Source organism: Acidocella sp., from assembly GCF_052326845.1.
Classification (GTDB): Bacteria; Pseudomonadota; Alphaproteobacteria; order Acetobacterales; family Acetobacteraceae; genus Acidocella.
The window spans coordinates 1-7896 of record NZ_JBKQJR010000076.1; the positions used below are offsets into that span (position 1 = coordinate 1).

8 protein-coding genes are annotated in these 7896 nt (G+C 62.8%); 6 read left to right on the forward strand and 2 right to left on the reverse strand.

From position 1 onward, the window contains the following. Window positions 1–682 (forward strand): bifunctional methylenetetrahydrofolate dehydrogenase/methenyltetrahydrofolate cyclohydrolase FolD (gene folD, locus ACLPJJ_RS05120; protein ID WP_443589871.1); only part of this gene is annotated, 682 nt, incomplete at its 5' end. A 168-nt stretch (window positions 683–850) separates the two neighbouring features. Further along, window positions 851–1516 carry a helix-turn-helix domain-containing protein gene (locus ACLPJJ_RS05125; RefSeq protein ID WP_443589872.1) on the forward strand — a complete coding sequence of 222 codons (666 nt, stop codon included), beginning with the start codon at window positions 851–853 and terminating at the stop codon, window positions 1514–1516. Here the strand turns inward: ACLPJJ_RS05125 and mbfA are convergent. Next, window positions 1513–2469 carry an iron exporter MbfA gene (mbfA, locus tag ACLPJJ_RS05130; protein WP_443589873.1) on the reverse strand — a complete coding sequence of 319 codons (957 nt, stop codon included), beginning with the start codon at window positions 2467–2469 and terminating at the stop codon, window positions 1513–1515. The two genes, ACLPJJ_RS05125 and mbfA, sit on opposite strands and share 4 nt — an antisense overlap. Before the next feature lie 231 nt (window positions 2470–2700). Between mbfA and ACLPJJ_RS05135 the strand changes: the two genes are divergently transcribed. Together ACLPJJ_RS05135 and ACLPJJ_RS05140 are read left to right on the forward strand one after the other, a co-directional pair. Then, a complete protein-coding gene (locus ACLPJJ_RS05135) occupies window positions 2701–4476 on the forward strand; it encodes a sulfotransferase (RefSeq protein WP_443589874.1) in 1776 nt (591 codons plus the stop codon). Beyond that, on the forward strand, window positions 4473–5846 hold the full coding sequence (locus tag ACLPJJ_RS05140; RefSeq protein WP_443589875.1) for a tetratricopeptide repeat protein: 1374 nt from the start codon (window positions 4473–4475) through the stop codon (window positions 5844–5846). Before ACLPJJ_RS05135 ends, ACLPJJ_RS05140 begins: the two co-directional genes overlap by 4 nt. A gap of 116 nt (window positions 5847–5962) precedes the next feature. Here the strand turns inward: ACLPJJ_RS05140 and ACLPJJ_RS05145 are convergent, their stop codons facing one another. Further along, complete coding sequence (locus tag ACLPJJ_RS05145; RefSeq protein ID WP_443589876.1) at window positions 5963–6139, reverse strand: Flp family type IVb pilin; 177 nt, start codon at window positions 6137–6139, stop codon at window positions 5963–5965. A 519-nt stretch (window positions 6140–6658) separates the two neighbouring features. On the opposite strand from ACLPJJ_RS05145, the gene ACLPJJ_RS05150 reads away from it, so the two are divergent. Together ACLPJJ_RS05150 and ACLPJJ_RS05155 are read left to right on the forward strand one after the other, a co-directional pair. After that, entirely contained in the window at window positions 6659–6886 is a 228-nt protein-coding gene (locus ACLPJJ_RS05150; protein WP_443589877.1) for a hypothetical protein, read from the forward strand. Window positions 6887–7512: 626 nt separating this feature from the next. Continuing rightward, a partial coding sequence (locus ACLPJJ_RS05155; RefSeq protein WP_443589878.1) for a hypothetical protein occupies window positions 7513–7896 on the forward strand: 384 nt, incomplete at its 3' end.

Genomic DNA, 7896 nt, shown 5'->3' on the forward strand with positions numbered 1-7896 from the left:
CTCCTTCGAGCACCGCCTGCCGGCGGATACCACGCAGGAGCATCTGCTCGCCCTGGTGCGCCAGCTCAACGACGACCCGGCGGTGCATGGCATTCTGGTGCAGCTGCCGCTGCCCAAGCATCTGGACACCGAGGCGGTGATCGCCGCGATCTCCCCGGAGAAGGATGTGGACGGGCTGACCGTGGTGAATGCCGGTCGGCTGGCCTCGGGCGCCGAGGGGCTGATCCCTTGCACGCCGCTGGGCTGCCTGCTGCTGTTGCAGGATAATATCCCCGACATGACCGGCCTGCACGCCGTGGTCATCGGCCGCTCCAACCTCGTCGGCAAGCCGGTGGCGCAGCTGCTGCTGCAGCAGAACTGCACCGTGACCATGGCGCATTCCAAGACCCGCGACCTGCCGGCTTTGTGCCGCACGGCGGATATTCTGGTGGCTGCCGTCGGCCGCCCGGAGATGGTGAAGGGCGACTGGGTCAAGCCCGGCGCGGTGGTCATCGATGTCGGCATCAACCGCGTGCCGGCGGGCGAGGGCAAGACGAAGCTGGTGGGCGACGTGGCTTATGACGAAGCAGCACCGATCGCGGGCAAGATCACCCCGGTTCCGGGCGGTGTCGGCCCCATGACCATCGCCTGCCTGCTGCGCAACACGCTTACTGCCGCCAAGCGGCTGGAAGCCGCGCACTGACGGAGAGTGTTGGCGTCGTGCAATTGCCACAGCTTTGTCCCTGATTTGTAAACAAGGCTGGCCTTTTTTACCCTCGCGTCATAAGATTCCATGACGGAGAGGTGAGGTAATGGCGGTGCGTGCGCAGAAAAACCCGGTGCAGGAAAAGGCTCGTGTATCAAGGCTTCATTGCCGGAAGCCCTGGCAGAGGCCGGGCTGCCCGAGCAGATTGCCGAGCCCTTCACCACGGGCAGCAGCGCCGCCGGGGTCTCGGACCTCACGCTGGAGCAGGCGATTGGCGTGCAGGTGCGCCAGCTGCGCCGCCGCGTCGGCATTACGGTTTCGGAACTGGCAGCGGCTGCCGGGCTTTCGGGGGGCATGCTCTCGAAGATCGAGAACGGGCAGATCTCGCCGTCACTGGCCTCGCTGCAAGCGTTGGCCAACGCGCTCAACGTGCCGATCACCACCTTCTTCTCAACCTTCGAGGAAAAGCGCGACTGCTCCTTCGTGAAGGCCGGTACCGGCGTGGTCATTGAGCGGCGCGGCTCCAAGGCGGGGCACCAATACTCGCTGCTTGGCCATGCGCTGGGCGGCGATGTCGTGGTCGAGCCGTATCTGATCACCCTGTCCAAGGAGGCGGTGCCGTATCCGGCCTTCCAGCATGAGGGCACGGAGTTCATCTATATGCTCTCCGGCGAGGTGCAGTACCGCCATGGCGAACAGTCCTACCACCTCACGCCGGGCGATGCGCTGCTCTTCGACTCCGCCGCGCCGCACGGGCCGGAGAGGCTGCTGGTCAAGCCGATGACCTATCTCTCCATTATCACCTATGCCCGGGAGCCGTCGGGGAGCTAGCCCCCGCCGATCAGCACGCCCGTGGCGAACACCAGCGCGCCGCCGAGCGCGATTTGCAGCGTCGCGCGGATGGGCGAGGTGTCCATGAAGCGCCAGCGGATCCAGGAGATGACCGCAAGCTCCACGGCGACGACGCAGATTGCAACGATAAGTGCGAGATGCAGGCTGGGGATGAGGAAGGGCAAAGTGTGGCCGAGCCCGCCCAGTGTGGTCATCAGCCCGGTGACGAGCCCGCGAATGTAAGGCGTGCCGCGCCCGGTGAGAGAGCCGTCATCGGAGAGCGCCTCGGCGAAGCCCATGGAGATACCCGCGCCGATGGAGGCCGCCGCGCCAACCAGGAAGGCGTCGAACGGGTGGTGCGTGGAGAAGGCGGCGGCGAAGATCGGCGCCAGGGTGGAGACGGAGCCATCCATGAGCCCCACCAGCCCGGGCTGAATGAATTGCAGCACGAACAGGCGCTTGGCGTGCTCGTCTTCCTCATGGCGCACGGCATCGGGCAGGTTCTTGGCCGAGATCGCCTCGGCCCGCTGCTCGTGCTCAGCCTCGGCATCGGCAAGATCGGCGAGCAGCTTGCGGATCGACACGTCGGTCGTGCGTGAGGCGGCGTAGCGGTAGAAACGCTGGGTCTCCACCTCCATACTCTCGGCGAGGTCGCGGATATCGTCGATGCTCGGGCTGGGCAGCTGCCACACCGGCTTGCGGGCGAGGAAGCCTCGCACGTCCTGGCGGCGGATCAACGGGATGTGCTCGCCGAATTTCGCGCGGTAGAGGTCGAGCAGCTTGTGGCGATGCTCGGATTCCTGGGCGGCCATCTCGGTGAACACCTTGGCCGAGGCTGGATATTCCTCACGCAGGCGCTCCGCGAGGTCGAGATAGATGCGGCCATCCTCTTCCTCGGCGCCGATGGCAAGGGCCAGAACTTCGCGCTCGCTCAGCTGTGAAAAATCACGCATGGATCTCTCCTCACTTCCTCGCGTCATCTGGCTTCTGGTTTCCAAAAAGTCAAGATAATCATCATGTTATGAGAATGACTCGCAAATTCTTGAAGTCCTGGCGCGTTGCCCCGGCATGGAAAGCCTGCCAAATATGACCGCGCAACGAACGGGCATGAGACGGTGAAGGAACAAAAGGCGAGCGGCTTGTGCCCATGCGGGAGTGGTTTGCGGGCGGTACGCTGTTGCGCCATGCCGCCGGAGGCCCTGGCCGAAATAGACAGCATCGCGCTGCTGGACCCGCAAGGCCATGACGCGACCCGGCTGTTCAATGAGAAGAAATACGCCGAGGCCGAGGCGCTGAGCCTGAAGATCCTCGACCTCGCGCCGAACCACCGGGTGGCGTTGCGCGTGCTGTTCGAGATCCGCAAGGCGCAGCAGCGCGGCCGTGCGGCGGAGGCGCTGGGCGCCCGGCTCGCGGCGCTACCCGGCCCGGCCTCGGCGCGTGCCACCGCCAACGCGCAGTTCGCGCAATATCTGGTGGGGCAGGGGCGCCATGCCGAGGCGCTGGGCCCTGCCACGGAAGCGCTGAAGGCTGGGCCGAAGGATGCCTCGGCCCAGCACATGATGGGCGTGGTGCTTACCGAGACGGGGAGTTTCGCCGCGGGGGAATACCATTACCGCCGCGCATTGAAGCTGCTGGGGCGGGAGGATGCGCTGGCACTGGCGAACCTCGCCTGGAATTTGCGCCAGCAGGGACGCCTGGATGAGGCGGCCGCGCTGTACGCAAAGGTGCTCCCGCCGGAATCGGAGAACCGGCGCGCCATTGGCGGCTTCGCCCAAGTGGAGTTCGGGCGGGGCAACCGGGACAAGGCGGCGGCGATGCTCGACGGCGCGCTGGCCCGCTGGCCGGATGACCGCACGCTGCGCCTGCTGCGGGTGATGGCGGACCTGGCCATGAACCAGCCGCAGGCGGCGCTGGACAGGCTCGGCGCGCCGGAACATCTGCTGCCGCTGGAGATGCTGGCGCTGGGCCAGGCCATGGCGCAGCTGGAGCGCCGCCGGGAGGCGGTAACCGCCTTTGCCACGGCGCGCCGCATCCAGCGCGAGCGTAACGGCCTGGCCTACCAGCCTGAACCACTGGAAGCTCGCGCCGCCGCGTATAAGGCCTATTTTGCCGCCGACCGCGTGCAGCCAATGCCGCGCGCAAGTGCCGGTGCGTTCACCCCCGTGTTCCTGCTCGGTTTCCCGCGCTCGGGCAGTAGCCTGCTGGAACAGTTGCTGACGCAGGTTCCGGGTTTTGCCGCAGGTGATGAAGCCGCGCCGGTGGCGGGGCTGGTGGACGAGGCGGCGCGGCTCGCGGGCGGCGATGCGGCCTATCCGGAGGCGCTGGACAGCTTCATTGCCGGGGATGGCGTGGAACTGCCGGACCGGTTGCGCGCCGTGTACGAGAGCAAGAGGGAAAAGCTCGGCCTGCTGCGGCCGGGTGTAAACTTCATCACCGACCGCGCAGCCAGCAATTTCTGGCATCTCGGGCTGATCAAGCTGCTCTACCCGGAGGCGCCGGTCATCCATGTGCTGCGCCACCCGTATGACCTGATGCTGTCGAATTTCGCCCAGGACCGGCGGCTGGAGGGCAATGCCCAGGCGAGCGTGCCGGCGCTGGCGAAATATTTTGCGTTGCAGGCCGCGATGATCAGCCATTACCGCGGCCAGATAACGTTGCGTTACCTGCCGGTACGCTACGAGGCGCTGGTAAAGGACCCGCAGGCGGTGCTGCGCGAGGTGCTGGAGTTCATCGGCGTGGACAGGCCGGTGCAGAAGAAGGCGGTGCTGCGCGCGAATGCGGCGGCGCTGCCCAGCCCCGTGCCGGCGCATCTGGCCGTGCGCGAGCCGGTGCATGGCCGCGCGGCGTTCCGGCACCGGGCTTATCTTGCCGAGATGCCGCATCTGTTCGACGAGGTGCGCGAAGAGCTGGCCCCCTGGATAACGGCGCTGGGCTATGAGGACGGGGAGGCGGCGCCATGAGCGGCACGCAGGAAGCTGGCAAGCAGGTGATTCCGCTGTCCGAGGCGCTGGAGAAGCTGGCTCGGCTGGAGCAGGAGAACAAGCTCGCCGAGGCGGACGATCTTGCCAACCGGATGCTCGCGGCGATGCCCGAGCATCCGCATATCCTGCATCTGGCCGGCATCGTTGCCTATCGCAACGGGCGGGTGGAGCAGGCGCTCGAGCGCATGGAGAAGGCCGAGGCAATCTCCCCGGATATGGCGCTGTATCCGCGTAACATGTGCGAGGTGTATCGGGGCGCCGGGCGGCTGGATGACGCGCTGCGCGCGGGCAAGCGGGCGGTGGAGCTGGCGCCGAACGATTCGCGCGCTTACTTTAATTTGGCGCTGATCCATTACGAGCGGCTGGAGCTGGACGAATCCGTGCGCCTGTCCGAGCAGGCGATCGCGCTGGACCCGGATTATGCCGAGGCGCATTTCGAGAAGGCCGAGGCGCTGCTGCTGGCAGGAAAGATGCAGGAAGGCTGGGAGAGCTATGAATGGCGCTTCAAGCTCAAGCAGGCCGAGGGCATGCTGCCGAAAACCGACAAGCCGCAATGGGATGGCAAGCCCCTGGCGCCGGGCAAGCTGCTCATCATCGGCGACCAGGGCTTTGGCGACTGCATCCAGTTCGGGCGGCTGATCCCCTGGGCGGCTTTGCTCTGCCCGCAGCCGGTGCTGGCCTGCTCTGGCGAGCTGACGCCGCTACTGCGGCAGATTCCAGGCATCGGCAAAATGGTCACGCGCTGGGAGGATGCCGGCGATTACGAGGCCTATATCCCGCTCTCCGGTCTGCCTCGCCTGGCGGGAATTGGCACCGACAACGTGCCGCCCGCTGGCTACCTGAAGCCCGCGCCGGAGTTGGTGCGGGAATGGTCGGAAAAGCTGGACCGGCTGGTGCCGAAGGGCAAGAAGCGAATCGCCCTGGTGTGGGCCGGACGGCCGACGCACAAGAACGACAAGAAGCGCTCGCTGAAGCTGGTGCAGTTCGCGCCGCTCTTCGCGCGTGAGGACATTGCCATTATCACCGTGCAGAAGGGCGATTCGATTGCCCAGGTGGGCGGCTATTATGCCCGCGCGCCTCTGGTGAATCTCGGCCCGGAGATTGGCGATTTCCTCGACACCATGGCGATTCTGCAAAGCGTGGACCGGCTGGTGACGATCGATACCTCGGTCGCTCATGTCGCCGGGGCGAGCGGCGTGCCGGCCTCGCTGGTGCTGCCCTTTGCCCCGGATTGGCGCTGGCTGCTGAACCGCGAGGACAGCCCCTGGTATCCGTCGATCCGGATTTTCCGCCAGCAGCGCCCCTATGACTGGACCGGGGTGATCGAGCGCGTCGCGGCAGAGCTGTGACGGGGCGGGCACAAAAAACCGTCACCATTTCTGGTGACGGTTTCTTTGTCGCGTTCCCAACATTGGTGGCAACCTTGCGGCCGCCACCAGTCTTCAGGCCAGGCGATGCCTAGGGCTTAGAGCTCGCTGGCGACGGTGTTGAAGGTTTTGGAAACATTCGCGCCGAGGGAGGTGACGGCGGCGATGATGACGACGGCGATCAGAGCGGCGATCAGGGCGTACTCGATGGCGGTCACGGCGCGACGGTCAACGTTGAACTTCTGCAGGGAGGCGCGGATCATGGTGGTCAACATTTCGTGAGTCTCCTGTTGATGAACGCTATGTAAAGTTGCGTGCGCGCTTGTCCTATTCTTTGTTAGTTTAGTCAATAATTCTGTCAGCGCCTGGCGCTGGAACTGTTCGTCGGAAATTCTGCAAAAATATTTAATAATTCGTTGTTTTTGAATGGTTTATTTGTTGTTTTTGCGGAATGTCATATCGAAAGTCAAATGTAAACTTTTAGTGATGCCTGCTTGTAGCCGGCATTTCTGCATTAACTGTGGCTTAACCGGGCAAAAAGCCGCTGCTGCGTGCTAAAGGGGGAGGTGGAGGTCCGGGCGTCCCAACAAAAAAACGGTCTTCCGAAGTTCGCGGACGTTCGCCTTTGTAAACCAAAACCACCACAAGCCCGCAGTTATCATACTGTTTTACGCAATCTACAGTCCGCCAATGTACGTCTTTGTAGCTTGACATATGCCCACATTCAGCTGCTTTTTTGTGGAACCGATTGAGGGACTTATTTCCGTTTCTCAAGCGGCACAAAGAAGAAGAACATGAGTGAGGAAAATATGGCCGCGATGGCGGCGTTTCTGGCCCATAAGGACCGGATTGACGCCTATTTGAAAGAGCTAACTGATTACTCTGCTTCATTTTTTGGCGTTACGCTGAGGAGTGCAACTGGGGGGCGTAACTTAGCCACGCTTGATGCCGTGCAGGCCCATGTCAATGCTAGGGTATTCATGCGCGGCGAGTACGCCAAGGAGGAGGCGGGTCATGCCTAGGAAGGCCGAAGGTTTGACCGCTGCCAAGGTCAAAACCTTAACAAAATGCCGCACCGGAGGAGGGCAGCAACGTGGTGCAGTTGCAATCGGCATAGCGCCGGTCCTGCATGACTACGACAAGGGGGGCCTTTTGGTCCCCTTTCTTATGCCCATCGCCACCGCCGGAGACATGCCCCGTGCGCCTGGAGAGTATTAGCGCCAGGGCGTTTTCAGAGCCGGGCCGCACCCCAAAGCCGGAGAACGCATAGACCGCCCTGGCGCGCACCTGGGGCGGGTTGAAATCGAGCCACAAGCAAAACCGTATTTATAGAACTGCGCATGATTTATGATTCGCCAAAATTCACAACCCATTGATTTCGGCTGCTTTGCGTTGTCCACAAATGCACGGGCGCGGCAAATGGTAAGGGCCGTTTTTCATCGAGCGTATTACAGATGTAACCACCACACGCCGAAAGGCTGAATCATGAACTCGATAACGGAACCAATTCCAGAAGGACCGGCCAGTAACTACTGGCGATAACTGGTTGAAGGCCGCTGGTGCCAGAATGAGGGCGGGACACCAGCGGTATGGGAATAACACAGAGACAGCTGCAGCGGAGACCATCGCAACAGGCCACGAATTGATCATGGTCAAAGCCAGACTTAAACATGGCGAGTACCTCGCATTCGTAGAAAGGGAATGCGGCTTCAGCGAACGGACGGCACGCTATTACGTGGCGGCAGCCCGATCAGGCAAGAAACCGGCAACCGTTGCCGTTTTGGGTCTCAAGCTTACTGGTGAGCGTCTCGAAACGCATAATAAGCGGAAAGAGCTGGTTAAAACGGGAGACGTTCCTGATGATGACGAGGTACCCACGGATGAAGCCTCTCTTAAAAAGATCAAAGCCGTTGAGGGCGTGGCGATTGCTCTAAAGCGCCTTCGCAATATATATGGGGCGGATAGGCCGGAGGTTGCCGACAAAATCCAGGATTTCATTAACTCGCTTAGTGGTGAATTTGCGACCGGGCAG